Genomic DNA, 23917 nt, shown 5'->3' on the forward strand with positions numbered 1-23917 from the left:
TTTGGGGGGGTCTTGGGGGCTCCCGGTCCCCCCGGGGGCGGGGGGGGGGGGGGGCGCGCGCCGGGGGGGGGGGGGGGGGTGGTGGGGGGGGGGGGGGGGGGGCCCCCCGGGGGGGGGGCCCCCCCCGACGCTTCATCCGGCCGGAGGCTGGAGCTGCGTGGGCAGGACCCGGACGACGGGGTCAGGGCCGGTCAGCTGCTTGCGAAGCTGCCGGTTTTGACGGCACGGACGAGAGCCTCGACGTCAGCTTCGAGTTGTGCCCGTTCGGGCTTCTCTGCCTGGCGGAGTTCCTTGGGCTTCACGATCTGCTCACGCAAGCGGACTTCGACGTCGCTCGGCTGGCCCAGTTCTGACGGGGATCGGCAGCTCCCGTCACCCGGCTACGTGCCTTTAGTGGGTCGTGCAACGAGATCGAGTCGCCCACTTGGCCGTCGCTGCCTCCAGACGTTCGGGTACACGCAGAGGCACAACAGCCGACCCGGTCGAAGACCGGAAAGCCGGTGGTCACGGGCGACCCGCACGCATGATGCCAGGATCCGCCGGTGAGCCGTCGCAAGCGGTGCCGATGAGGACGAAGGCCATAGTGACCGGTCTGTCACTGCGGTTGCGCCACGCGTGCCGGGTTCCGTTCTGGATCACGATGTCACCAGCCGACAGGTGGGTGCACTGACCGTCGTCGAGTTCGAGGACGATCTCGCCCTGCAGCACGAGGGCGTAGTCGACGGTCGGCGTCGTGTGCATGCCGTCGGGCTCCATGAGGTCCGCGATGCCTGGCGAGTCGGCCCGCTGCTCCTGGTCGAAGGCGACCGGATCGAACGACGGGTCGGCCATGGCGGTGTCCGGCGGAAAGGTCAATACGATGAACCGGGTGCCGCCGGGCGCCGGGAGCAAGCTCGTGATCTTCGGCGTGGGGTCCTCGCCTGTCCGGCTGACCGGTTCACCGGCCTCGGTGGCCCAGGGCAGGCGGGACACCCAGCCCGGAAGGCTGGTGAACTCACGGTTGCGGGGGATCGGGCCGTCACTGGTGACGACCGACCTGCCATTCGCGTCGTGGCCAGTGACGACCCTGCGCATGTGTCTCTCCTTGGTCGGGCCTGGGAACCGTCGAATCTGCTGGGTCAGTCGGGCCGGCCGCCGATGGGTCCCGTGGGGGGTTCGAGCGCGGTGGTCCAGGCATCCAGGAAGTCCGACACTGCTTGGGCGGGCGCCCGGAGGAGCGCCGAAGCCACGGTACGGACGAAGACCCGGTCCCGGTCGTCCGTGAGGTACTCCACCGGGGACTTGCCGTCCACGCGCGCGAGAAGCAGGGCCGGCAGGAGCGAGGCGGCTCGTGACTCGAGGGCGCTCAGGGGTTCCCAGTCGACACACCTGGCGTATTCCTCGGCGAGTACGCGGGCGGAGCGCAGCAGGTCGGCGCGCCGCCCTTGTACCACCAGGCTCTTGAGGAGCAGGTGGTTGACGCAGAAGGCGAGGTCGAAGGCCGGGTCTCCGTACCAGGCGCACTCGGCGTCCAACAGTACGGGTCCCATCGGGCCGACGAGGATGTTCTTGGGGCTGACGTCGCCGTGGACCAGGGCCATATGTGCGGTGGCCGTGCGGTCGGCAAGTCGCTGGAGGACATCGCTCAGATCGGGGTGCGCTGCGGCGGTCGCCAGCAGGTACGGCTCGATGCGCAGCGCGTGGAAGTTGTCGTCGGTGGCGAACTCCGTGGCGAGGCCGGCGTCGCCCGCGCTCTTCGCGTGCAGGGTGCCGAGCAGCTCTCCGACGGCCGCCGCGGTCTCCGGCCGCACATCTCCGGCCAGCAACCGGGCCTTCCACATGGGGTAGCGCTCGGGCGGTAGGTACGCCATCGCGAAGAGGCCGGCTTCGGGGTCGTGGGCCAGCAGTTCGGGCACGCTGTCGGGCCGGTATCGGGAGGCGAACCGCATCCACGCCCATTCGTAGGCATTGCGCGACACCGGTGCCTGCCAGTCGGCCGCGACCTTGAGCCGGGCCAGGGCACGTTTGACGCAGAGGGAGCGTCCCGGCAGGTCCACCCGCCACAGGTCGGAGGAGACGCCGCCGGCCAGCGGCGTCCAGCGGGCGGTTTCGCCGGAGCCGGTGAACTTGTGCGCGATCAGGAAATCTGTCAGCGCCGAGTCCGGATCACGGTGCGCGGAGTCGGCGCTCATCACTGTTCCCCCGGCTCGGCCGTCAGACCGCGGGGGCTGTTGCAGGCGTGAGCGGGCGCCTGGCCCGCCAGAACGCGTACGACCTCTTCGGCGGCGCGGCGGCGCAGTTCGGTGACCGAGGCGTCGGAGGAGAAGGCGACGTGCGGGGTGAGCAGTGCGCCCGGCTGCTGGAGCAGTCCGGCGGGGACGTGCGGTTCGCTCTCCAGTACGTCGAAGGCGGCCCCGTCCAGCTGTCCGCGGTCCAGTGCCTTGACGACCGCGTCGGTGTCGACGAGACCTCCCCGGCTGACGTTGACCAGCAGGCCGCCCGGCTTCATCCGGGCCAGCTGCTCGGGGCCGATGATGTGGTGGGTGTCGGGTGTGAGCGGCACATGGAGGATCACGACGTCACTGCGGCGCAGTAGCTCCTCCACGCCCACCAGCTCCACTCCAGGGGCGGTCTTGGGCGGGTGCGGGTCGTGCGCGAGGATCCGGCAGCCGAACGCGTCGAGCTTGCGCGCGGTGGCGCGCCCGATGCGCCCGTATCCGACGACGCCGCAGGTCAAGGTGGACAGGCGGCGCAGTCTGGCACTCGCGGGGTTCCAGCGGCCGCCCCGAACGTCCCGGTCGAACACGGCCAGGCCGCGGGTCCAGGCCAGCGCCATGCCCACCGCGTGGTCGGAGACCTCCTCAACGCAGTAGTCCGGCACGTTGGTGACCCACACACCTCGTTCGGTCGCGGTGTCCACGGCGATGTTGTCGAGACCGACGCCGAGTCTGGCGACGATCCTCAGGTCCGGCGACGTCTGGACGGCGGTGGCGGAGACGGGCGCCCAGCAGGTGAGGATGCCGGCGGGGCGGTGTTCGGCGACCAGGTCATCGATCGCCTCGGCGGAGACGGGGTCGGCGGGACCGGTCACGAGGGTGTGGCCGGCCTCCTCGAGGACCGATCGCTCGACGGAGTCGTCGGGCCAGGCGTAGTCGGTGAGCAGCACGGTGCCAGGGCGGCTCGATGGTTTCATGGCAGGTCGTCCTCGCGGAGTCGTGCGGCCGATGCGGATGGCCGGGCGTCGGGCCCGGTCGGGTTCGGTCAGCAGGGTTGATCTTCGCCCGGAGGGCAACCGACGGCATCGTCCGATGAGGCCGGCGGTCGCCGCGAGCGAGGTGGAGAGGTCACTGGGGTCGGTTCGATTGCCGACGCTCGCCGGCTTGTGGTCGGCGAAGGCGTCGCGGCACGCCCTTGGAACGGGTCACGAACATGCAGGGGCATGTCGAATCACTCTGTCACAGCCACTCGATGCTAACGATAGCACTCATCGTCTTCGAGGCGTCAAGAGTGGGGTGTACAGACTGACCGTCGGCCCCTGCGGCAGGCTCGTCCGGAGTCGCGGAACCCCGCCACCACCGGAAACACGAGGGCAATCGAAGAAATCCGGTGTTCACGTCTTGACGCACCGCGGACTTCCCCTCATGGTTTCTGCCATCGCCGACCCGATGTCCGGCACATGTCCGCACAAGGTCGAGCCGTCGAAGACTCCATAGCCACGGACGTCCCCGACAGGCGATCAACGGCTGAATTCCGCATGCGGCGTCCGACCGCGCATCAGTCCCGTCGCCCTATTCCGCCGCCTGCGGCGCATCGACGCCTCCGGCCGAACCGAGTCCGTGTTCAACTCACCACTTCTCGTCCTCGCCGTACGGCCCCGTGCCCGCGATGAATCCGCCGCGGCCTGCCGCGGCCATCCCTCCTCTGGAGCCGCAATGACTCACGCAGCCCAAGTCGACACCGATACCGTGCCCACCGACGGCACTCAAGAAAGCAACCGCGCGCCCATTTCCCGGGTCATGATCGCAGTGGGCTTCCTCCTGGTCGTCCTCTCCTACATGGTCAACGCGATGGACCGTCAGGTCTTCCCCCCGCTGCTGCCCAACATCCGTCAGGACTACGGGTTCTCGCTGGAACAGGGCGGGCTGCTGGCGACGAACTTCACGCTCGGCATGGCCCTGGCGGGCCTGCCCGCGGGCTACCTCCTGGACCGCTTCCGACGTAAGACAGTCCTGCTGGTCAGCATCGTGATCTACTCCCTTGGCACGATGGCCACCCCGCTGGCGACCGGCCTCGCCGACATGACGGTGTACCGGGTCGTCTCCGGTTTCGGCGAGGGCATGCAGTCCGCGGCCATCTTCGCCGCGATCGGCGCCTTCTTCACCCACCGCCGGGGCCTCGCCTTCGGCGTCATCGGAGTGGGCTACTCCGTCGGCGTCTTCATCGCCCCACTCATCGGCGTGCGGCTCATGAGCCAGCACGGCACATGGCACGCGCCGTTCTACCTGTTCGGTACGGCCGGACTGCTGATCGCCGCCGCCTCCCTGTTCCTCGTCAGGACCGGACTGACCGAGCACCGCGTCGAGAAGACCGCCTCGACCAGGACCTACGAGTACATGCCGGCCTCCGCCTACAACCGCAACACCCTCGCGCTGGCGATCCACTCGGTGGTCAGCGGTGTGGCGATCTACGGGTTCCTCGGCCTCTACCCGACGTACCTCATCACCTCACTGCACTACACCTCCGAGCAGGCGGCGCTGGCGATGAGCCTGCTCGGTTTCGGCGGCATGACGGCCGTGCTCGGCGGCTGGCTCGGCGACCGGATCAACCAGCGGAACCTGCTGATCGGGAGCCTGCTCGCCGTGTCCCTCATCGCCGTGTGCATCTACGAGACGCATGCCGGTGTCGGTGTGCAGTGCGCGTTCGCCTTCCTCATGGGCGCCTTCGGGCTGGGTTTCATCTATCCCAACAGCAACAGCGCGATGCAGCGGGCCGTCCGCCCTGAACAGATCGGCCGCGCCTCCGGTCTCTTCGTCACCAGCTACTACGGAACGGCGGCCTTCTCGGGCCTGCTCTTCGCCGCCCTGGTGGACTCGTTCGGCTGGAGCCGGGCGGGGTTGTTGCAGGTGACGGTCCTGCCGCTGGTGGGTGTCGCCGCACTGACCTTCGTCCGTCCCACGCAGTTCAACAACGCTGTCCGTTAGCCGACCGCCAACCGCTCGCACACCTGGGGGCCCGACACCGCTTGACGGTGTCGGGCCCCCGGAGCGTACAGCCTCCCAGCGAACGACCCTGGTCAGCGGCTGTCGGCCACCACCGGGTTCCGCAGGACGCCGATGCCCTCGATCTCGACCTCGACCTCGTCCCCGGGACGGATCGGCCCGACCCCGGACGGAGTGCCGGTCATGATCGCGTCCCCGGGCAGCAGCGTCAGATGGCGGCTGAGGTAGCTGACGAGGTCGGGGACGGCGAGCAGCAGGTCGGCCGTACTCGCCGACTGCATGACGGTGCCGTTCACCCGGGTCGTCAGGGAGAGCTTCGCAGGGTCGAGCCCGGTGGCGATGACGGGGCCGAGCGGCGCGAACGTGTCCTGGCCCTTCCCGATCAGCAGCGTCCCGTATTTGCTTTCCTTGCGCTGGACGATACGGTCGCTGACATCATTCCCGCACGTGTAGCCGAGGATGTATTCATGGGCCTCAGCAGGTTTCACATGACGGGCTTCCTTTCCGATGACGACAACCAGCTCGCCCTCGAAGTGAATCAGTTCACCATCCGCCGGATAGACGATGGCATCCCCTGGCCCGACGACCGCCGTGCTCGGCTTCATGAAGCACACGGGAACGTCCGGAATCTCGCGGTCGGTCTCGTCGACGTGCGCGGCGTAGTTGTAGGCGAATCCGAAGATCCGGGGTCGGTCGAGCGGCGGTAGGACAGTCACGTCACCGACTTGGTCGACGTGTCCCGTGGGCACCAGCCCGGTATATGGATCACCTGCGAATCGCGCGATCCTGGAGTCGCCTGCTTCGAGTTCTCCGTAGTGACGCACGCCGTCGACGGCGTATCTGACGATCCGCACGGACACCTCCGCAACTGGGCAGCCACGGGCGGCTGCACGGCCCATCCAACAATGCTAACGTTAGCACGACGAAGATGATCGACAGGGGGGCATCACCCATCCGACCACGGAGCGCGACGATGGGTGCTATCGTTGGCATACGGAAAGTGACAGCATGGGACTAGTGAGTCGAGGGGGCCCTCACGTGGTCACGACCAGGGACATCGCCGAACGCCTCGGGGTCTCCGTCTCGACGGTCGGCCGGGCGCTCGCCGACGACGCGCGAATCAGCGAGGAGACCAAGTTCCGGGTCCGGCAGGCCGCTTCGGAGATGGGGTACGTCGGCAACCGAGCGGCGCGGATGATGCGGGGCGCCTCCAGCAACGTGGTAGCGCTGGTGATCCCCGACATCCGCAACAGCTTCTACTCGACCATCGCGCACGAGCTGTCCAAGAACATGGAGGCCGAGGGCTTCCAGCTGATGCTCTCGGAGACCGACGACGACCGGATGGTGGAGCTGCGCCATCTGCGGGAGCTGTCCGAGAACCGCGTGGCCGGCGTCATCATCGTGCCCACCGCGCGCCCGCACAGCGAGTCCGTCAAGCTGCTGCGCGCCCTGCCGCATCTCCAACTGCTGCGCCGGCACCCCTCGCTCGGCTCCCAGTGGTTCGGCGTGGACGACCACGAGGCGCTGAGGCAGGCGACGGCGCACCTCGCGACGCTGGGCCACACCCGCATCGCCTATCTGGGCGGCCCTGAGGAACTGCCCACAGGCGCCGAGCGGTTGCGCGGTTTCCGCAGCGCCCTGAGCGAGGGCGGTCTGCCGGACGGCGCCGGGCGTACAGAGCTGGGCCCGCCGTCGTCGGTGGACCACGGGCGCCAGGCGGTGCGCCGACTGCTGAGCGGACCCGACGCGCCCACCGCGCTCGCCCTGGGATCGATCCAGCTCACCCTGGGGGTCCTGGAGGAGTTGTCCGAGCAGGGCGTGAAGGTGCCCAGCGAACTGTCCGTGGTCGGGTTCGGGGACGAACCCGGCTTCTCCTGGTGGGGTCCCGGACTCACCACGATCGGCATGCCGATCCAGGAGATGGCCACCGGCTGCGCGCTGTGGCTGATGCGCCGGCTCAAGACCAAGGCGGGCAACGACGGCCCGTACACCTCGGTCTCCCCCGGATCCCTGATCCTGCGCGGCAGCACAGCGCCTCCCGACGGACGGGCCCCGTCCGAGACCGGTTGAGCCACGGTCACCGGCTCACTCCCGACATCGCGAAGGTGCCCGGAGCACATCGCTCCGGGCGCCTTTGTGATGTCGGATCCGACTCAGCATGTCCCACTGCGCAGCCCACGCATGACACGCGACGTACGCGCCAGTTCGTCGAGCACCTGCTCGGCCGCGGCCTCGTGAATCTTGCCGGGCCGGAAAGCTCCGTCCTCGACGAGTTCGCTGACGAAGGGAATGCTCACCGTCGGACCGATCGGCAGCATCCTGAGATTCGCCACGACCTGCTTCCCCATCTGCGCCGCCCGCGTACCTGCCGACACTCCTCCGTAGCTAACGAACGCGGCCGGCTTGTGCTGCCACTCCACGACCAGATAGTCCCAGGCGTTCTTCAACGGGGCGGGGAAGCTCCCGTTGTACTCCGGGGTGACGAAGACGAAGGCGTCCGACGCGTCGACGATCCGGCTCCAGGCGCGGGTGTGACTCTTGGTGTACCGCTGCAGCGCGGGCGGATGCGGCTCGTCGTAGAAGGGCAGGGCGAGTTCTCGGAGGTCGACGGTATGCGACTCGAACCGCTCGCACTCCGCGACTCGGGCGGTGAACCAGTCCGCGACGGATCTGCCCACACGTCCGGGACGTGTGCTGGCCACAACGGTGGTGAGGGTCATGGGTGCCACGAAGGGCTCGGGGGCCATGTCGGGCTCGCTTTCCTGAAGGCCGTGTGGTCCGGCGGACCCGCGCACCTGTGCTGTCCGTCCGTCCAGGAAGAGCGGGTCCGTCGGGGTCTTGGCCGGAATACCGTCCGGCAGTGCGAACGATAGCATCACCGCCGCGAGGCGTACGCCCACAGAGTGCGTATGACATCCTCGACATCCCGTCGCACCAAGGCCTTGACACAAAAGCCAGCCCCTCGCACGATTGCGCTATCGTTAGCATTCGTGGGGAGCAGCCTTCTGTGGCGCCTTTCGCACCGGTCCGGTGCCGCCGACCACAGGAACGCCCCTCGTCCGACGGCAGGCCCGCGCACGGGCCCCCGCGCCGTCCGGACCGTCCCGACTCCGAAAGGTCGCACCGCCATGACAGACGCGCGGATCACCAAGCTTCACGGGCGCAGGGTGTGGGACTCACGCGGTCGGCCGACCGTGGAGGTCGAGGTGCACCTCGCGGACGGCGCGATCGGGCGGGCCATAGCACCGGCCGGGGCCTCGACGGGCCAGGGCGAAGCGCTCGACCTGCGCGACGGCGGCCCCCGCTTCGGCGGTCTGGATGTCCGTCGTGCGGTCGGCTCGGTGAACGACGAGATCGCGCCCGCCCTCCTGGGCCTGGACACGACCGGCCAGGAGGCCGTCGACCGGCTCCTGATCGACCTCGACGGCACCCCCGACCGCAGCCGTCTCGGCGGCAACGCGATCGTGGCCACCTCCATGGCGGTCCTGCACGCCACCGCCGCGTCGGCGGGCGTACCCCTGTGGCAGCACCTGGCCGGCGGTCGGCCGGTGCGCATCCCGCTGCCTGAGATCCAGATCTTCGGCGGCGGCGCCCATGCGGACCGTCGCGTCGATGTGCAGGACTTCATGGTCGTCTGCCCCGCGGCAGGCAGCTTCTCCGAGGCGCTGGACTGGACGGCGGAGATCTACCGGGCGGCCGGGAGCCGGATGCGGAAGGCGGGAAAGGCACAGGGTGTGGCCGACGAGGGCGGCTTCTGGCCTGCCTTCGACTCCAACGAGGAGGCGCTGGAGACCCTGACCCGGGCGATCGAGACCGCCGGCTTCGCGCCCTCGGCCCAGGTCGGCATCTCCCTGGACGTCGCGGCGTCGCAGTTCGGCAGCGGCGGGCGGTACACACTGGCGCTCGACGACCGCACACTGGACACGGCGGCGCTGATCGACATGCTGGGCGGCTGGATCGAGCAGTACCCGATCCTGTCCGTCGAGGACCCGGTGGGCGAGGACGACCACGAGGGCATGGTGGAGTTCACGCGCCGATACGGCCACCGATGCCAGGTCATCGGCGACGACTACCTGGTCACGAACGCCAAACGGGTCGAGGCGGCGGCCACCAACGGCGCAGCGAACGCCGTCCTGGTCAAACCCAACCAGGCGGGCACGGTCACCGAGGCGTACCAGGCCCTGCGCGCCGGGAAGGACGCCGGTTTCGGCACCATCGTCTCGGCCCGCTCCGGCGAGACCGAGGACGTCACCATCGCGCATCTGAGCGTCGGCTGGGACGCCGGCCAGTTGAAGGTCGGCTCGTTCACGCGCTCCGAACGCATGGCCAAGTGGAACGAGGTTCTGCGCATCGAGGAGTCCCTCGGCGACTCCGCGGAATTCAGCGGCTGGTCCGCATTCACTCTCGCCGGAACCGGGTCTTCCACGACCAAGCCGTAAAACGGCTTCGAAGAATTACAGTCATCGAAATCAAGAGCCGATCGGAGCACGGAGGCCAGCATGCTGCCACCCGTAAATCTGCGCCCGAGTTTCAACATCACCCGCTCCAGCCATGTCCGGCTCACCGTGGCCGACCTGGCCGCGAGCCGCGACTTCTATGCGCGAGCGCTGGGACTCGTCGTCAGTGACGAGGACGAGCGCACCTGCTACCTGCGCGGGCTGGCGGAAGCCTGCCACCACAGCCTTGTACTGGAACAGGCCGACAAGGGCGTGAGGGCGGGCGCCTGCAAGAGGATCGGCTTCAGGGTGTTCTTCGACGAGGACCTCGACCTCGCGTACGCCTGGTTCCGTGAACGGGGACTGCCCGCCGAGTGGGTCGACGTCCCCCACCAGGGCCGCACCCTGCACGTCGCCGACCCCATCGGCACGCCGCTCGAACTGTGCGCGCACATGGAGACCCGGCCTCGGCTGCACATCGACTTCGCGCAGTACAAGGGTGCTCACGCGCAGCGACTGGACCACTATCAGATCTTCGCGCCCGACACCTACGAGCTGTGCGCCTTCTACAGCGAACTCGGCTTCCGCAACTCGGAGTACCTGGAGCACGGCGACAAGCTGCTGGGCGCGTTCATGTACCGCAAGGGGACCTGCCTCGACCTCGCGATCGTCGAGAACACCGGGCCCGCCCTGCACCACTTCGCCTACACCGTCTCCGAGAGCCGCGACATCTTCAGCGCCTGCGACTGGGCCGGCATCCTCGGCTACGGCGACGGCGTGGAGCGCGGCCCCGGACGACACGGTCCGGGCGGGATGCTCTTCGCCTACCTCCGCGACCCCGACGGCCACCGCGTGGAGGTCTTCAACAGCCACTACCAGACCATCGACACCGAGGTCGACCCCGTGCGCTGGGACGCGGCCTCCGTGAGCACCAACGCCCGCTGGGGCCTGCCCGCGCTGGAGAAGTGGTACTTCGAGGCGTCACCCTTCGCCGGCACGCCCCAGACGCCGCCGGCCGAACCGCCGACACCGATGTCGCTGGAACGGTTCCTCCTCGAACAGCCCCTCCCCTGACCCTTTCCCACGCCCGTCCCTCAAGGAGACGCCATGGCACGAGTTCCCTACGTTCGCCGCGAGGACGCGGACGCATCACTGAAGCCGCTCTACGACCGGCTGGAGACCGAACGCAAGGTACCGACAGCGAACATCTTCCTCGCCCTCACCCATGCACCGGCACAGCTGGACGGCTTCCTGACCTACGCCAACTCGCTGCGGGCGGCCGACCTCAGCCCGATACTGCGTGAACTGGCCATCCTGACCGTGGGCCACGCCACCCGGTCCGCGTACGAGGTCGCGCATCACCAGTCGCACGGACTCGGAGCGGGCCTCACCCAGGAGCAGCTCGCCGCGGTCGCCGACTTCGAGTCGTCCGGCCTGTTCGACGAGACGGAGAAGGCGGTCATGCGCCTCGCCAAGGAGTCCACGCTCCACGTCGACGTCTCCGAGGAGACGTGGCGCGCCGCCGCCGAGCACCTGACGGACCGGCAAATGGTCGAACTGTCCTTGTCCATCGCCTGGTACAACTCCGGTGTCCGCGTCATGGGCCTGCTGGGCATCGACCTCGAGGACAACTACCCGAACCCGTTCCCGAATTCGTAGCACTCGGCGCCGTACAGCCCATCACCACATCGCATGTGATTACCGAGCCGCAGTTCCGCCGCCTCGGTCGCCGAAAAGAATGCCTCCGGCCCTCGACCGTCGGGACGGAACAGTTTCAAGGAGTATTTCAATGGCGAAGATGCTCGCTGCACGACTGCACGCGCTCGGTGAGCCGATGTCCGTGGACACGGTCGACGTGCCCACCCCGCGGCCGACCGACGTGCTGGTGCGCGTCAAGGCATGCGGAATCGTGCCGAACATGGCCAATGTGATCAACAACTGGCCCACCTGGTATCCGCACCAGCCGCTGCCCAAGCTGCCCGCGATCTTCGGCCTGGACCCCGCCGGCGTGGTCGAGGCGGTCGGCGAGGCGGTGCTGAACACCAAGCCCGGTGACCGGGTGTATGTCAGCCCGCTGCGGTCCTGCGGCAGCTGCCAGGTGTGCCGCGGCGGCGAGCTGAGCCGCTGCCGCTACTTCACCCTGAACGGCTACTTCAGCACCTCCCGCGACGGCCAGCGGATCTTCGACCTCTACCCCTACGGCGGTTTCTGCGAGTACATGACCGCGCCCCAGTACTCGATCGTCAACATCCCCGACAACATGACGTTCGAGCAGGCCGGCAAGCTCGGCTACATCGGCACCTCCTACGGCGCCCTCAGACACGCCGTGGCCGGTCCCGGCCAGGTCGCGCTGATCGACGGCATCACCGGCACCCTCGGCGTAGCCTCCACCCTCCTCGCGCTGGCCTCGGGTGTCTCCAGGGTCCTCGGGACCGGACGCAACGAGGAACTCCTCAAGCGTGTGCAGGAGCTGGCCCCGGACCGGATCGAGGTCATGCGGCTGGGCGAGGGCTCCACGGGCGCATGGGCGAAGTCGCGTACCGGCGGCGAAGGCGCGGACTTCGTCATCAGCGCGCTCGGCGCGCAGGCCCCGGTGGAGACGATGCTCGACTCCATGCAGGGCGTCCGTCGCGGTGGCAGAGTGGTCAACGTCGGCGGTGTGGCCGACCGGCTGCCGGTGGACGTGAAGTGGCTGATGGACGAGCAGGTCCAGCTGATCGGATCCAACTGGTTCAGCACCGCGCAGGGCCAGGAGGTCGCCGACATGGTGGCCACCGGGGCCCTGGACCTGTCGTACCTGATCACCAAGCCGTTCCCGCTGGCGAAGGTCAACGAAGCCATCTCGGGGCGCGCCACGGACCTCGACGGCGGATTCAGCAACTACGTCGTGATCCCCTGAACCGTGAATTCCCCGGACTCACCCCGCGGCGGTCCTGTTCTGCCCTGACGCCGCCGCGGGGTGTGCATTCCCGGCGGGATGGAGGAACCGATGGAACTGCGCTGGCTGGAATCGTTCGTCGTCGTCGCCGACGAACTGCACTTCGCCCGGGCGGCGGATCGCCTGCACCTGGCACCGTCGGCGCTCAGCGCCCAGATCAGGGCGCTGGAGTCGCATCTGGGCGTACGGCTGATCGACCGCGGTCGGCGCACCCGCCCGGCCCTGACCAGCGCCGGGCGGCTGTTCCTCGAAGAGGCACGGCTGACGCTTGAGCAGGCCGCACGTGCCGAGGCGGTGGGCCGACGGGCCGGCCGCGGGGAGCTGGGACACGCCCAGATCGCGTACGTCGCCTCGGCCGCGTTCTCCGGAGTACTGACCGACGTCCTCACCCGCTGCGCGACCCCCGGCACCGAACTCACCGTACAGGTCCGCGAGTTGGAGACCCCTGCCCAGCTGGAGGCGTTGTCGTGCGGGGACATCGACGTCGGGTTCCTGCGCTGGCGGCCGGAGTACCCGCCGGAGGTCACGGCCACCTGCCTGCTCATCGAGCAGGTCGTCCTGGCGCTGCCGGCCGCCGCGCCACTCGCGGCGTACCAGGCGATACCGGCGGCGAAGCTGTGTGACGAGACCTTCGTGGCCCCGCACTTCGACGAGGAGTACGGCTGCCGCGACCAGATCCTCGAAGTGGCGGAGCAAGGGGGGTTCAGTCCGCGGTGTGCTCCCCCGGTACGAGACTTCATCGCTGCTCTGACGCTGGTGGGCGGTGGTCTCGCGGTGGCACTGGTGCCGGATTCGCTGCGGCGTGTACAGATCCCAGGAGTGGCGTACCGTCCGCTCGCGGACGTGGCGCTGACCACCCGGCTGGTCGGCGCCTATCGCAAGGGGGAGACCTCGCCGGCGGTTCGCGGTGTGATCCGCCGGCTGAGGGAGTCCGCTGCCGCCACCGCCTGAGACGGGGATCCACAGCAGGCGTCCGGCATCGGCCCGACGCCTCGTAGGCATGCGGTCGACGCCGACCGCTGCGGCTCTCCGTCATCGTCGAACCGGCGCATGTTTGTACGCGGATGACGCACTGTCCGAGCAGGTCAGAGGGGGTGTGGTCGGCCTACGCTCAAGACGGTAGCACCCACCGTGGCGGGGTCCGTCGACCGCCGCCCGACTCAGGGACAGGCGGAGGAACACATGACAGCGATCAGGCACGTGGGCGTCGTAGGCGCGGGCCAGATGGGCCGGGGCATCACCGAGGTCTGTGCCCGGGCAGGGCTGCACGTCACGTTGTGCGACGTGACCGAGGACAGGGCCCGGGCGGGCCTGTCCGGTGTGGCGGACTCCCTGCTGAAGGCGGAGAAGCGCGGCGTCCTCAGGCCCGAGGACCGCGCCCATTCCCTGGCCGGCATCTCTGTCACGGGCGACCTGTCCCGCCTGGCCGGGGCCGATCTGGTCATCGAGGCCGCCGTCGAGGACGAGCAGGCCAAGACGGCGCTGTTCCGGCAGCTGGGCGAGATGGTCACGGACCCGGCCACCGTGCTGGCGAGCAACACCTCCTCGATCCCCATCGCCCGGCTCGCCGCCGCAGCCGGACGTCCGGACACTGTGGTCGGCCTGCACTTCTTCAACCCGGTTCCCGTCATGCCCCTGGTCGAGGTCATCCCCTCGCTGCACACCTCGAAGGCCACGGAACTACGGGCGCGGGCCTTCGCCGGCGAGATCCTGGGCAAGAAGACGATCGTCGTGCAGGACCGCGCGGGATTCGTGGTCAACTCCCTTCTCATCCCTTACCTGTTGTCGGCAGTGCGGATGGTCGGCTCCGGCACGGCGACGGCGGAGGACATCGACACCGGGATGACTGCCGGTTGTGCCCACCCCATGGGGCCGCTCCACCTGGCCGACCTCATAGGGCTGGACACCGTGGCGGCGATAGGCGAGGCGCTCTACGAGGAGTACCGGGAACCGCTGTACGCCCCTCCCCCGCTGCTGCGCCGCATGGTCGAGTCGGGTCTGCTGGGCCGCAAGTCGGGCCAGGGGTTCTTCGACTACCAGGCGGCCTGAGGACGCGGCAGAAGTCACTCGGTACAGGTCTGTTGCTTCGCTGCGGCCGGCTGACGTCACCGACGTGCCGCACGCGCCTCCCGGGGACTCATGCCGTACGCCGCCTTGAAGGCGTGGCTGAAGTGGGCCGGGTCCGCGAAACCCCAGCGCCCGCCGACAGCACCGACCGGAAGGTGGTCCAGGGCCGGATCGGTGAGGTCGTGTCGGCACCGGGCGAGGCGCTGTTCCCGGATCCAGCCCGCGACCGTGTATCCCTGTGCTGCCAGCAACTTGTACAGGTAGCGGCGGGAGATGTGGTGGGCGGCCGCGATCCCCTCGGGGCTCAGACCGGGGTCGGCGAGCCGCTGCTCCATGTGGCCGAGGACGCGCTCGGTGAGCAGGCCTGGGCCGTCCTCCTCTGTCGTCCGGTCCGTGTCGGCGTGCTCCGCGAGCAGCGTGCCGATCAGGCCGACCACGTTGTCGGCGAGCCGGGGCGTGCCGCGGGATTCCAGGTGCTCCATCTGCCGCGCCAGCCCGTGCAGGAGGGGCAGCACCACCTGACCGAGGCCGTCGTGACAGGGCACCTGAGTCGTCGTCACACGCGCCAGATCGCGCTCCGCCAACGGCAGCATGGCCCGCGGGAACATCAGCACGAGACCGCTGTGGGACTCGTGAAGGTCGTAGGTGAAGGGACGACGCGTGTCGTAGACGACCAGTTCGCCCGGCCCGACCTGGGCCTGGCGGTCCCGCTGGGTGAGCACGCCGTGTCCGGTGAGCTGCAGAGTGAGCTGGAGGTAGTCGGGCGCGTCGGAGGCGATGTGCCGGCGCGTGCGCGCGATGCTGTGCGGCGCGGCCGAGATGACCGACATCTGTACCTGGCCGACCCGTACGGCGTGCAGTGACGCGCTGAAGTCGGCGCTCTCGCGCGGCACGACCTCCAGGGGCACGAGGTTCTGGCTGACCGCGTCGCGCCAGCAGTCCAGTCTGTCGGTGGCCGTGCCTTCGCTCGGCGTCGCTATCCGGGGCATGCGGCTCTCCTCCCGGCGGTGCCGGCCTCCGCGAAACGGGCGCGGACGGCACTCCTGACGAGGATGGTAAGTCCCTCTGAGCCATCCGCAACCGGCCCCCGAAAAGTGTTCTCAGCCACACAAATTTCCGGTGCTCCCGGACACAAGCAGGACCTGCGCCCCAGCCCACATCATGCGGGCAGTGACCGGGGCGCCTCGGTCGGCGGTTCCGTGACCCTCGCGCCGCAACGGCCGTGTGTCTCCGGCCATTTGATGCGCCCTTACCAGCGACACGCGGTTCCGAGTTCACCGACCGCAAACACTCACAAGGGTCGATCATGACGACATTGCTTGAGTCCGCCTCGCCCCACGACCCCAGTACCGGCCACGGCGTGCTCGGCCGCGTCCGCGCGCACCTGCCCGAGATCGCGGCACGTTCCGCCGAGGCCGAGGCCGCACTGGCCGTTCCCGCGGAGATCATCACCGCCCTGTGCGAGGCCGGTGTGTTCCGGATGAGTCTGCCCAGAGCATGGGGCGGCGAGGAGCTCGACCTCGTGGAGAGCGCTCGGGTGCTGCGGGAGATCTCGCGGGCCGACGGCTCGACCGGCTGGACGGTCCAGGCGGCCTCGATGGCCTGGTTCTTCGTACGGTCGTTGCCCCGGGAGACAATCGAGAAGGAGGTGTTCGGGAACGGCGCCGACCTGATGCTGCGTGGGGCGATAGCCCCGAAGGGCAAGGCGACGGCGGTCGAGGGCGGCTACCGCCTCAGCGGGCGCTGGCCGCTGGCGAGCGGTTCGTTCACGCCGGACTGGATGCTCGCCGGCTTCGTGGTCGAGGACACGCCCCAACTGCCGGACGGCCGCCCGGACATGCGGATCGCGCTGATCCGCCCCGAGGAGGCCACGTTCCTCGACACCTGGGACGCGGTGGGCCTGCGTGCCACTCAGAGCACGGCCTTCCCGATGGACGACGTCTTCGTGCCCGAACGCTTCACGGGCCCGCTGGTGGGCGACAACAACATCCCCGCTCCCTTCTACGGTCTGCCGTACACCGCCACCGGTGCCTCGCACGACGCCGTCGTCATCGGCTGCCTGGAGGGTGCGCTCGACGATCTCGCCGAACTGGCCGCCACCAAACGGCCGGCGTTCAACCCCGGCATGGTCATCGGCGCGGATCCGGTGTTCCAGGAGAAGTTCGCCGAGCTGCACCTGCGTACCGCGGCGCTGAACGCCCTGCTGGAGCAGACCGGCCGCGTCGTCACGGACCGGGCGCTCGCGGGTGAGGAGCCCACCCCCACGGAGTGGTTCGGCTACACCGGCGGCCACCAGCACATCCACCACGAGGGCATCCGCATCCTCAACGAGATCATGACTCTGTCGGGCAGCTCGGGGCTCTACAGCTCCCATCCGATGCAGCGTCGCTGGCGCGACCTGCGCTGCGTCTCCCAGCACGCGGCGGGCAACAACGGCTCGCTGCGGCGCCTGGGCGCCGTGCTTTCCGGTCAGGAGGACGTCCGATGAGCCCGCTCGTCGCGACACCGACGGATCCCGCCGTGCTGCGCCAGGCGTTCGTCTGCTTCCCGTCCGGGGTGACGGCCCTGTGCGCACTTGATTCGAGTACGCCGGTGGGCATGGCCGCGAGCACGTTCACCCCGGTCTCCCTCGAACCGGCCCTGGTGTCGGTCTGCGTCCAGGACACCTCGTCGACCTGGCCGCTGCGGAGTCAGGGCCGCCTGGGCCTGAGCGTGCTGGCCGAGGGACAGGATCTGGTCTGCCGTTCGCTGGCCGCCAGGAACGGCGACCGGTTCGCGGACGTCGACTGGGAGGCCGGAGAGGACGGCAGCGTGTACGTCCACGGCGCGAACCTCTGGCTGGACTGCTCGATCTACTCCGAGGTCCCGGGCGGTGACCACACGATCGTGCTGCTGGAGGTCCACGGCCTGAAGGCCGAACCCGACCGGGAGCCGCTGGTGTTCCACGGCAGCCGGTTCCGTCGTCTGGCCGCGTGCTGAGCCGGTAGCGGCTGCAGCTGGTCCCGGCCCCGCATGGTCGCCGTACGCCCCACCACACCGGCCGCGCTGTTGCCGGGCGGCGGTTCGGCCCCGATGACCACCGCGTGGGCTCCGACGAGGCCGCCGAGCGACGGCACGGCCGGGTTGAAGACCCGGCTAGAACAGGATGCTCGCGGTCAAGTCGGGTGGGAGAGGTGGCTTCGGGGCCGGCAGGGCCGCGGCCGGCGGTGGAGTGTGGTGGGGTGGCGGGGGTGCGGACGGGCGCAGGCCGAACAGCGAACCGGCGGCCTCCGCGAGCGCCGCGGCGCATCGCGTCGATGCCTCCTCCGGCACAGCCATCCGCCGCAGGGCCCCTGCGAGCGCGTCCTCCACCAGCGCCAGCTGTCCCGACAGCTCGCCCGGCCCGCCCAGGCGGCTGCCGCCGGCCAGGTCGGTGAGCAGCTCCTGTGCCCTTTGCTGCACGATCGCCAAAGCCTCCCACCCCCGTGGTTGCCGTTGCGGCCGGAGCCCCTCGGTCCTGGCGACGGGCGGGCCGAGGGCCTCGCGGATCCGCTCGCCGGCATGGGCGTGCCAGAGCGTCAGCTCACCGGGCCGGTCGGCTTGGAGGCCGGCGAGGACGACGAGCAGGGCCGCTGCGCCCAACGGCCAGTCGCCGATGCCGCCCGTCCCGCTCCCGTGCGGATGACCGGCTTGCAGGAAGGGGCGCAGCGAGTCGAGGTGCTGTGCGGCGAGTTCGGCCGCGGACTGGCAGGCGTGTTCGGTGGGCACAGGTGGATCACCGCTTCGTCGAGGTGTTGTCTGCTGGTCCGGAAGGGGCAGGGCTCGGGCTGCGACGCCCTTCAGCGGGCCTCTTCGGCGAGCGCCTTGATGCCCAGCAACGTGGCTTCGGTGTTCGTGCGGAGCTCGGCGAGGCGGAAGGCCACGATCGCCTCCTCCAGCTCCGGGGTACGGGCGATCGCCGAACTGATCCCGGAGCGGCCCGTCCCGATCCGCGCGACCTGCCGCAGTCTGCTGCTGGTCCCCTCAGGGGCGAGCTCGAAACGCCAGGTGGCCAGGGGCTTCGCGGGATCCGGTGCGGGGTCGCCGTACCGGCCGTCGGGATCGACGACCACCCAGCCGAACACCCGCTGCTCCTCCAGCTCGACGACATGGGGGACCGTACGCCAGTCGCCGACCAGCCGATGGTGGTTGTACCCGGCGAAGCGCGCCCCGATCGCAGGGCCTTCCGCACCGTCGAGCCATTGCACACGCTGTAGTTCGGGGCTCATCCGGGCCGGCAGGCCGATGTCCGTCACCAGGGCCCACACCGTGAGGGCTCCGCTTCTATGTGAACATCCCAGCCGACCCTCGGCCCCTCGGCAAACAGCACAGTGTCTGTCCCTCCTGGCCCGGGCCGGACGGCCCGGACCTCAAAGCGGCGTCCCCGCTGAGGCCGCGTCAGCTGCCCGCACGGCGGGCGGCCACTTCCTGCGTCAGCTGAGGCGCCACCGCGAACAGGTCTCCCTCCACCGCGTAGTCGGCGAGTGCGAGGATCGGCGCCTCGGGGTCCTTGTTGACCGCGACGATCGTCTTGGAGGTCTGCATCCCGGCGAGGTGCTGGATGGCCCCGGAGATGCCCAGGGCGATGTACAGCTGGGGGGAAACGGACTTTCCGGTCTGCCCGACCTGGTACTGGTGCGGGTAGTAGCCGGCGTCGACCGCGGCGCGCGAGGCACCCACCGCGCCGCCCAGGGCGTCGGCCAGTTCCTCGACCACCTTGAAGCCGTCCGCTCCCCCGACACCGCGTCCGCCGGACACGACGACGGTCGCCTCGGTGAGTTCGGGACGGTCACCCGCGAGTGCGGGGCGACGGGCGGTGACACGGGCCGATGCCACGGGGTCGATCGGCGGCGGGCCGAGCTTCCGCTCCTGCGCCTCCCCGGGGTGCTCCTCCGGATCGAAGGACCCCGGCCGCACGGCGATGACCGGTATGCCGTGGGTGACTTGGGAGCGCACGGTGTACGACCCGCCGAAGACGATCTGGGTGGCCACGCCGGACGAGTCCAGGTCGACCGCGTCGATCAGCAGCCCGGCGTCCAGCCGCGCGGCCAGACGCCCGGCCACCTCCTTGCCGTCCGCCGTCGCGGAGACCACAACGGCGGCAGGAGTGGTTCCCCGGACCGCCAGCTCCAGGGCGTCGACGGCCGGTGTGGCGAGGAACTCGTCCGCTTCGGTGGATTCGGCCGCGTAGACGCAGGTGGCGCCGTGGCGGGCGAGGGTCTCCCTGAGGCGGGCCGCAGTGCCAGGGGTTCCCACAACGACTGCGGCCGGTGCACCCAACCGCCGTGCGGCGGCGAGGATTTCGTGCGTGGACTTGTGGACATGTTCCCCGTCGTGGTCGACGAGAACGAGGACATCGGGCATGGGTGCCTGCTTCGCGTTCGGGGCGGTTTCAGACGAGTTTCTGGGCGATGAGGTAATCGACGAGCCGCCGGCCGACAGAACCGTCGTCCGTGACACGGATTCCGGCGATCCGTGCCGGCCGCGGGACGGCCTCCACCACGCGGATGCGGGTCACGAGAAACCCGGTGTCGCCCGCGCCGGGAAACAGATCGTCGAGGTCGACAGTCGCCACCGGCTTCTTCTTGGCGGCCATGATCCCCTTGAAGGAGGGGTAGCGCGGTTCGTTGATCTTCTCGGTGACGCTGACCAGAGCGGGCAGCCGCGCTTCGAGCGTCGCCTCGCCGTTCTCGGTCTCGCGCTCTGCGCGCACCTGTCCCACTTCCACGGTCAGCTCCCGCGCATGCGTCAGCGGGGGCAGGCCGAGCAGATCCGCGACGACGGCGGGGACCGCGCTCGCCTGGCCGTCGGTCGTCGCGTCGCCCGCGAGGACCAGGTCGACGTCCGCTACGGTCCGTACGGCGGCCGCCAGCACCTTCGCGGTGGTCACGACATCGGCGCCCTGGAGCCGGTCGTCGCAGATGTGGATGCCGCGGTCGGCGCCCATCGCCAGGACCTTGCGGATGGCGTCGAGCGCGGAGTCGGGTCCCATGGACACGACGGTGACCTCGGCACCCACCGCCTCCTTGAGGGCCAGGGCCTCCTCCGCGGCGCGCTCGTTGATTTCGTCCAGGACGAGGTCGGCACCCTCGCGGTCAAGGGTGTGGTCGTCGGCGGACAGGGTGCGTTCGGCAGCGGTGTCCGGGACCTGCTTGACGAGTACGACGATGTTCACGGTCGTCTTCCTTCAGCCCTGGGTGGTCAGCGGAACGCCGGGTAGCCGGTGATCGCCTGACCGACGACCAGCGTGTGCATCTCGTTGGTGCCCTCATATGTAAGGACGGACTCCAGGTTGTTGGCGTGGCGCAGCGGTGAGTACTCCAGGGAGATGCCGCCCGCCCCCAGGACGGTGCGGCACTCCCGCGCGATCGCGATCGCCTCCCGGACGTTGTTGAGCTTGCCGACGCTGATCTGCTCGGGCCTGATGCGGTGCTGGTCCTTGAGTCGGCCCAGGTGCAGGGCGAGCAGGGCCGCGCTGCCCAGGGAGACGGTCATGTCGGCGAGCTTCTTCTGGGTGAGCTGGAAGGCGCTGATCGGCTTGCCGAACTGCACACGGGAGTCGGCGTACTCGATGGCCGCCTGGAGCGAGTCGCGGGCCGCGCCGAGGACGCCGAAGAGAATGCCGAAGCGGGCCTCGTTCAGGCAGGACAGAGGGCCGCGCAGACCTTGTGCGAGGGGCAGCCGCGCCGAGTCGGGCAGCCGCACGTTGTCGAAGTACAGCTCCGAGGTGATCGAGGCGCGCAGCGACATCTTCTGCTTGATGTCCTGGGTGGTGAAGCCTGGGGTGCCGCGCGGCACGAGGAAGCCGCGGACGCCGTCCTCGGTCTGCGCCCATACAGTGGCCACATCGGCGATACCACCGTTGGTGATCCACATCTTGGAGCCGTTCAGGATCCAGTCGCCGTCGTCGCGCACGGCACGGGTGCGCATTCCGGCGGGGTCGCTGCCGAAGTCGGGCTCGGTCAGGCCGAAGCAGCCGATCGCCTCACCCGCGGCGAGCCGGGGCAGCCACTCCTGCTTCTGCTCCTCCGAGCCCCATTTCCAGATGGAGAACATCGACAGCGAGCCCTGTACGGAGACGAAGCTGCGGAAGCCGGAGTCCGCAGCCTCCAGCTCCAGGCAGGCCAGACCGTAGGACACGGCGTTGGTGCCGGCGCATCCATAGCCTTCGAGGTGCATGCCCAGCACGCCCAACTTGCCAAGTTCTGGGGCGAGTTCGCGGGCGAAGTGGGCGTTCTCGAACCACTCCCCGACGTGCGGGCGCACCCGGTCAGCGAGGAACCTGGCCACGGTGGCCTGGATCTCGCGCTCCTCGTCGGTGAGGGTGGAGGCGAGGTCGAGCAGGTCGAGAGGGTCCGTCAGCGGCTTGCCGCTCATTCTGGGCTCCTTGTCATGAGGGTTGGGAAATCGGTGGTTGGTTCGGTCGCGGTGCCGACGCCGCCCACGGTCGGGGAGTGCTCTGGGTCACTCGGAGGCACGGTCGGGCCCGTCCGACCGGCCGTGGAGGATCTGGGTGGTGTGCTGGCCCAGATCCGGCGGGGGCAGGCGGTACTGCGCGGGTGTCCCGCTCAGCGCGATGGGGTGCGCGACCTGGCGGGATGGCCGGCTTCCTTCCCCGTCGGCGAGATCGGCGGGCATGCCGACGATGCCGGGAAGGCCGAGTTCGCCGGCGAAGGCGAAGGCGTCGTCGAGGGTGTTGACCGGTCCGGCGGGCACCCCGGCCGCCAGCAGGACGGTCGACCAGTGGTCGGCCCCCGCGGCACTGAGCAGCTTCGTCAGGATGTCCCGCAGTTCGGCGCGGTGGGCGACCCGCTCCGCGTTGGTGCGGAAGCGGTCCTGGAGAGCGAGACCGGCATCCCCCACGACCTCGGCGAGCGCCGCGAACTGCCGGTCGTTGCCCACGGCGAGTGCGATGGGACGATCGGCGGTCTGGAAGGTCTCGTACGGGGCGATGCTCGGATGCGCGTTGCCCATGCGGCCCGGTATCACGCCGGCGACGGCGAACGCCGACGCCTGGTTGACCATCGCGGACAGCAGCGAGCCGAGCAGGTTCACCTCCACCCGCTGGCCCTGTCCGGTGGCGTCGCGGTGCCGGAGGGCGGCGAGGACACCGAGGGAGGCGTGCAGACCGGTGATGACATCGACCAGGGCCACGCCCGCCTTCACCGGCTCCCCGTCCGCGGTGCCGGTCACGCTCATCAGCCCACCGACGGCCTGCACCAGCAGGTCGTAGCCGGGGATCGCCGCACCCGCGCCGCTACCGAAACCACTGATCGAGCAATAGACCAACTCTGGTTTCCGGGCGCGGAGTTCCTCATACCCCAGGCCCAGTCGCTCCATCGTGCCGGGGCGGAAGTTCTCCACCACCACGTCACACTCGGCGACAAGGGCGCGGGCCTGTTCTCTGCCGGACTTCGTGGTCAGGTCAAGGACGACCGACCTCTTGTTCCGGTTGACGCTCAGGAAATAGGTGGACGTACCGTCGCTGTCCGCAGGAGGGTGCCAGGCCCGGGTCTCGTCCCCGATGCCCGGCCGCTCGACTTTGACCACGTCGGCACCGAGGTCGCCGAGGAGCATGGTGGCGTAGGGTCCGGCGAGGACCCGGGAGAAGTCGGCGATGCGCAGGCCGTCCAGCGCCCCCTGCCTCATTCCTTGGAGGCCGTCGACCCATCCGTCCGGCACGTCATGCTGGGTGCTCACGCACCCCCCTCTCTGATCGTCACGCCCGACCTGCTGTCGCCGGCACTCCATGGCGTCACCAGCGCTCCGATGGCTGGTCCGGGTGGATGAGTTCGACGGTGGGAAGGCCCCGGCCAATCGCCTCGACCGCCCGAACGACGGTCACCCGCACCCCCACCGCCACCACGACCGGCGCCGTCCCGACGACCTGGCAGAGCAGGTGGAAGCCCTCGTCCATCGCGACGAACCACGTGTTGTGCTGGGCGTGGCCGTTGCGGCGAACAACGACTCCGACACCCGCACTGCGCTCCAGAACGAAGGCCACGGATCCGCAGGCACGGCAGAACGGGCGCCGGTAGTCCGGGGTGCCGCACCACAGGCAGCGCTGGAAGAAGAGTTCGCGGCAGGTCGCCGGTGCGGTCGGCATGCCGACCGGGGCCGCCTCGGCGGCAACCACTTCGGAGTCGTCCACGCGATCGGTGTGTTCACGGGCTTGTGTCTGGAGCACGGCGGCCTCCTGCACGCAGTTCGGTGACCGGAAACAGGTGACCGGAATCTCCTGCCCCCATCACCCTGGCCCC

At 69.5% G+C, this 23917-nt stretch carries 23 protein-coding genes; 10 read left to right on the top strand and 13 right to left on the bottom strand.

The window, feature by feature from the left end; translation table 11 throughout:
* Window positions 1-504: 504 nt before the first annotated feature.
* From ACH45E_RS39830 to ACH45E_RS39840, 3 genes are read right to left on the bottom strand one after another with little or no spacing between them, the layout of a single operon-like run.
* A complete protein-coding gene (locus tag ACH45E_RS39830) occupies window positions 505-1074 on the bottom strand; it encodes a cupin domain-containing protein (protein ID WP_361453937.1) in 570 nt (189 codons plus the stop codon).
* A gap of 44 nt (window positions 1075-1118) precedes the next feature.
* Window positions 1119-2171 (bottom strand): aminoglycoside phosphotransferase family protein, encoded by a 1053-nt coding sequence (locus ACH45E_RS39835; protein WP_361453934.1) that lies wholly within the window; start codon window positions 2169-2171, stop codon window positions 1119-1121.
* Window positions 2171-3172, bottom strand: coding sequence for a C-terminal binding protein (locus ACH45E_RS39840; RefSeq protein ID WP_361453931.1), 1002 nt, complete (start codon window positions 3170-3172; stop codon window positions 2171-2173). The genes ACH45E_RS39835 and ACH45E_RS39840 overlap by 1 nt, the downstream gene beginning before the upstream one ends.
* 823 nt (window positions 3173-3995) lie before the next feature.
* Between ACH45E_RS39840 and ACH45E_RS39845 the strand changes: the two genes are divergently transcribed.
* On the top strand, window positions 3996-5180 hold the full coding sequence (locus ACH45E_RS39845) for an MFS transporter (protein ID WP_361453928.1): 1185 nt from the start codon (window positions 3996-3998) through the stop codon (window positions 5178-5180).
* A gap of 92 nt (window positions 5181-5272) precedes the next feature.
* Here the strand turns inward: ACH45E_RS39845 and ACH45E_RS39850 are convergent, their stop codons facing one another.
* Complete coding sequence (locus ACH45E_RS39850) at window positions 5273-6052, bottom strand: fumarylacetoacetate hydrolase family protein (RefSeq protein WP_399042513.1); 780 nt, start codon at window positions 6050-6052, stop codon at window positions 5273-5275.
* Window positions 6053-6236: 184 nt separating this feature from the next.
* Here ACH45E_RS39850 and ACH45E_RS39855 point away from each other — a divergent pair, with 184 nt between their 5' ends.
* Window positions 6237-7268, top strand: a complete 1032-nt coding sequence (locus ACH45E_RS39855; RefSeq protein ID WP_361453922.1) for a LacI family DNA-binding transcriptional regulator — start codon at window positions 6237-6239, stop codon at window positions 7266-7268.
* A gap of 83 nt (window positions 7269-7351) precedes the next feature.
* Here the strand turns inward: ACH45E_RS39855 and ACH45E_RS39860 are convergent, their stop codons facing one another.
* Window positions 7352-7945 carry an NAD(P)H-dependent oxidoreductase gene (locus tag ACH45E_RS39860; protein ID WP_361453919.1) on the bottom strand — a complete coding sequence of 198 codons (594 nt, stop codon included), beginning with the start codon at window positions 7943-7945 and terminating at the stop codon, window positions 7352-7354.
* A gap of 381 nt (window positions 7946-8326) precedes the next feature.
* On the opposite strand from ACH45E_RS39860, the gene eno reads away from it, so the two are divergent.
* The 6 genes from eno to ACH45E_RS39890 all read left to right on the top strand — a co-directional run bounded on the left by eno (window position 8327) and on the right by ACH45E_RS39890 (window position 14621).
* Complete coding sequence (eno, locus tag ACH45E_RS39865) at window positions 8327-9637, top strand: phosphopyruvate hydratase (RefSeq protein WP_361453916.1); 1311 nt, start codon at window positions 8327-8329, stop codon at window positions 9635-9637.
* A gap of 60 nt (window positions 9638-9697) precedes the next feature.
* A complete protein-coding gene (locus tag ACH45E_RS39870) occupies window positions 9698-10708 on the top strand; it encodes a VOC family protein (RefSeq protein WP_361453913.1) in 1011 nt (336 codons plus the stop codon).
* A gap of 33 nt (window positions 10709-10741) precedes the next feature.
* Window positions 10742-11293 (top strand): carboxymuconolactone decarboxylase family protein, encoded by a 552-nt coding sequence (locus ACH45E_RS39875; RefSeq protein ID WP_361453910.1) that lies wholly within the window; start codon window positions 10742-10744, stop codon window positions 11291-11293.
* A gap of 130 nt (window positions 11294-11423) precedes the next feature.
* Window positions 11424-12533 carry an alcohol dehydrogenase catalytic domain-containing protein gene (locus tag ACH45E_RS39880; RefSeq protein ID WP_361453907.1) on the top strand — a complete coding sequence of 370 codons (1110 nt, stop codon included), beginning with the start codon at window positions 11424-11426 and terminating at the stop codon, window positions 12531-12533.
* Window positions 12534-12623: 90 nt separating this feature from the next.
* Window positions 12624-13523, top strand: a complete 900-nt coding sequence (locus tag ACH45E_RS39885; protein WP_361453904.1) for a LysR substrate-binding domain-containing protein — start codon at window positions 12624-12626, stop codon at window positions 13521-13523.
* Between the two features lie 231 nt (window positions 13524-13754).
* Window positions 13755-14621, top strand: a complete 867-nt coding sequence (locus ACH45E_RS39890; RefSeq protein WP_361453901.1) for a 3-hydroxybutyryl-CoA dehydrogenase — start codon at window positions 13755-13757, stop codon at window positions 14619-14621.
* Window positions 14622-14677: 56 nt separating this feature from the next.
* On the opposite strand, the gene ACH45E_RS39895 is transcribed toward ACH45E_RS39890, so the two are convergent.
* On the bottom strand, window positions 14678-15628 hold the full coding sequence (locus ACH45E_RS39895; RefSeq protein ID WP_361453898.1) for a helix-turn-helix domain-containing protein: 951 nt from the start codon (window positions 15626-15628) through the stop codon (window positions 14678-14680).
* 317 nt (window positions 15629-15945) lie between these two features.
* On the opposite strand from ACH45E_RS39895, the gene ACH45E_RS39900 reads away from it, so the two are divergent.
* Complete coding sequence (locus ACH45E_RS39900) at window positions 15946-17127, top strand: acyl-CoA dehydrogenase family protein (protein ID WP_361453895.1); 1182 nt, start codon at window positions 15946-15948, stop codon at window positions 17125-17127.
* Window positions 17124-17618 (top strand): flavin reductase family protein, encoded by a 495-nt coding sequence (locus ACH45E_RS39905; protein WP_361453892.1) that lies wholly within the window; start codon window positions 17124-17126, stop codon window positions 17616-17618. The genes ACH45E_RS39900 and ACH45E_RS39905 overlap by 4 nt, the downstream gene beginning before the upstream one ends.
* A 156-nt stretch (window positions 17619-17774) precedes the next feature.
* Here the strand turns inward: ACH45E_RS39905 and ACH45E_RS39910 are convergent, their stop codons facing one another.
* The 7 genes from ACH45E_RS39910 to ACH45E_RS39940 all read right to left on the bottom strand — a co-directional run bounded on the left by ACH45E_RS39910 (window position 17775) and on the right by ACH45E_RS39940 (window position 23844).
* Entirely contained in the window at window positions 17775-18386 is a 612-nt protein-coding gene (locus ACH45E_RS39910) for a hypothetical protein (protein ID WP_361453889.1), read from the bottom strand.
* A gap of 71 nt (window positions 18387-18457) precedes the next feature.
* Entirely contained in the window at window positions 18458-18913 is a 456-nt protein-coding gene (locus ACH45E_RS39915) for an SRPBCC family protein (RefSeq protein WP_361453886.1), read from the bottom strand.
* A 142-nt stretch (window positions 18914-19055) separates the two neighbouring features.
* Complete coding sequence (locus tag ACH45E_RS39920) at window positions 19056-20021, bottom strand: electron transfer flavoprotein subunit alpha/FixB family protein (RefSeq protein ID WP_361453883.1); 966 nt, start codon at window positions 20019-20021, stop codon at window positions 19056-19058.
* 28 nt (window positions 20022-20049) lie between these two features.
* Window positions 20050-20832 carry an electron transfer flavoprotein subunit beta/FixA family protein gene (locus ACH45E_RS39925; RefSeq protein ID WP_361453880.1) on the bottom strand — a complete coding sequence of 261 codons (783 nt, stop codon included), beginning with the start codon at window positions 20830-20832 and terminating at the stop codon, window positions 20050-20052.
* A 26-nt stretch (window positions 20833-20858) separates the two neighbouring features.
* Complete coding sequence (locus tag ACH45E_RS39930) at window positions 20859-22034, bottom strand: acyl-CoA dehydrogenase family protein (RefSeq protein ID WP_361453877.1); 1176 nt, start codon at window positions 22032-22034, stop codon at window positions 20859-20861.
* Window positions 22035-22121: 87 nt separating this feature from the next.
* Window positions 22122-23306, bottom strand: coding sequence for a CoA transferase (locus ACH45E_RS39935; protein ID WP_361454029.1), 1185 nt, complete (start codon window positions 23304-23306; stop codon window positions 22122-22124).
* Between the two features lie 106 nt (window positions 23307-23412).
* Window positions 23413-23844: a hypothetical protein gene (locus ACH45E_RS39940; RefSeq protein ID WP_361453874.1), complete on the bottom strand. Its 432-nt coding sequence runs from the start codon at window positions 23842-23844 to the stop codon at window positions 23413-23415.
* Window positions 23845-23917 lie beyond the last annotated feature (73 nt).

The organism is Streptomyces sp. NPDC020299, from assembly GCF_044387825.1.
Lineage (GTDB): Bacteria > Actinomycetota > Actinomycetes > Streptomycetales > Streptomycetaceae > Streptomyces.

Coding starts and splice junctions, on each gene's coding strand:
- ACH45E_RS39885 (WP_361453904.1), top strand. CDS start 12,624: ATGGAACTGCGCTGGCTGGAATCGTTCGTCGTCGTCGCCGACGAACTG.
- ACH45E_RS39840 (WP_361453931.1), bottom strand. CDS start 3,172: ATGAAACCATCGAGCCGCCCTGGCACCGTGCTGCTCACCGACTACGCC.
- ACH45E_RS39875 (WP_361453910.1), top strand. CDS start 10,742: ATGGCACGAGTTCCCTACGTTCGCCGCGAGGACGCGGACGCATCACTG.
- ACH45E_RS39880 (WP_361453907.1), top strand. CDS start 11,424: ATGGCGAAGATGCTCGCTGCACGACTGCACGCGCTCGGTGAGCCGATG.
- ACH45E_RS39900 (WP_361453895.1), top strand. CDS start 15,946: ATGACGACATTGCTTGAGTCCGCCTCGCCCCACGACCCCAGTACCGGC.
- eno (WP_361453916.1), top strand. CDS start 8,327: ATGACAGACGCGCGGATCACCAAGCTTCACGGGCGCAGGGTGTGGGAC.
- ACH45E_RS39890 (WP_361453901.1), top strand. CDS start 13,755: ATGACAGCGATCAGGCACGTGGGCGTCGTAGGCGCGGGCCAGATGGGC.
- ACH45E_RS39935 (WP_361454029.1), bottom strand. CDS start 23,306: ATGAGGCAGGGGGCGCTGGACGGCCTGCGCATCGCCGACTTCTCCCGG.
- ACH45E_RS39835 (WP_361453934.1), bottom strand. CDS start 2,171: ATGAGCGCCGACTCCGCGCACCGTGATCCGGACTCGGCGCTGACAGAT.
- ACH45E_RS39895 (WP_361453898.1), bottom strand. CDS start 15,628: ATGCCCCGGATAGCGACGCCGAGCGAAGGCACGGCCACCGACAGACTG.
- ACH45E_RS39860 (WP_361453919.1), bottom strand. CDS start 7,945: ATGGCCCCCGAGCCCTTCGTGGCACCCATGACCCTCACCACCGTTGTG.
- ACH45E_RS39920 (WP_361453883.1), bottom strand. CDS start 20,021: ATGCCCGATGTCCTCGTTCTCGTCGACCACGACGGGGAACATGTCCAC.
- ACH45E_RS39930 (WP_361453877.1), bottom strand. CDS start 22,034: ATGAGCGGCAAGCCGCTGACGGACCCTCTCGACCTGCTCGACCTCGCC.
- ACH45E_RS39830 (WP_361453937.1), bottom strand. CDS start 1,074: ATGCGCAGGGTCGTCACTGGCCACGACGCGAATGGCAGGTCGGTCGTC.
- ACH45E_RS39870 (WP_361453913.1), top strand. CDS start 9,698: ATGCTGCCACCCGTAAATCTGCGCCCGAGTTTCAACATCACCCGCTCC.
- ACH45E_RS39905 (WP_361453892.1), top strand. CDS start 17,124: ATGAGCCCGCTCGTCGCGACACCGACGGATCCCGCCGTGCTGCGCCAG.
- ACH45E_RS39845 (WP_361453928.1), top strand. CDS start 3,996: ATGATCGCAGTGGGCTTCCTCCTGGTCGTCCTCTCCTACATGGTCAAC.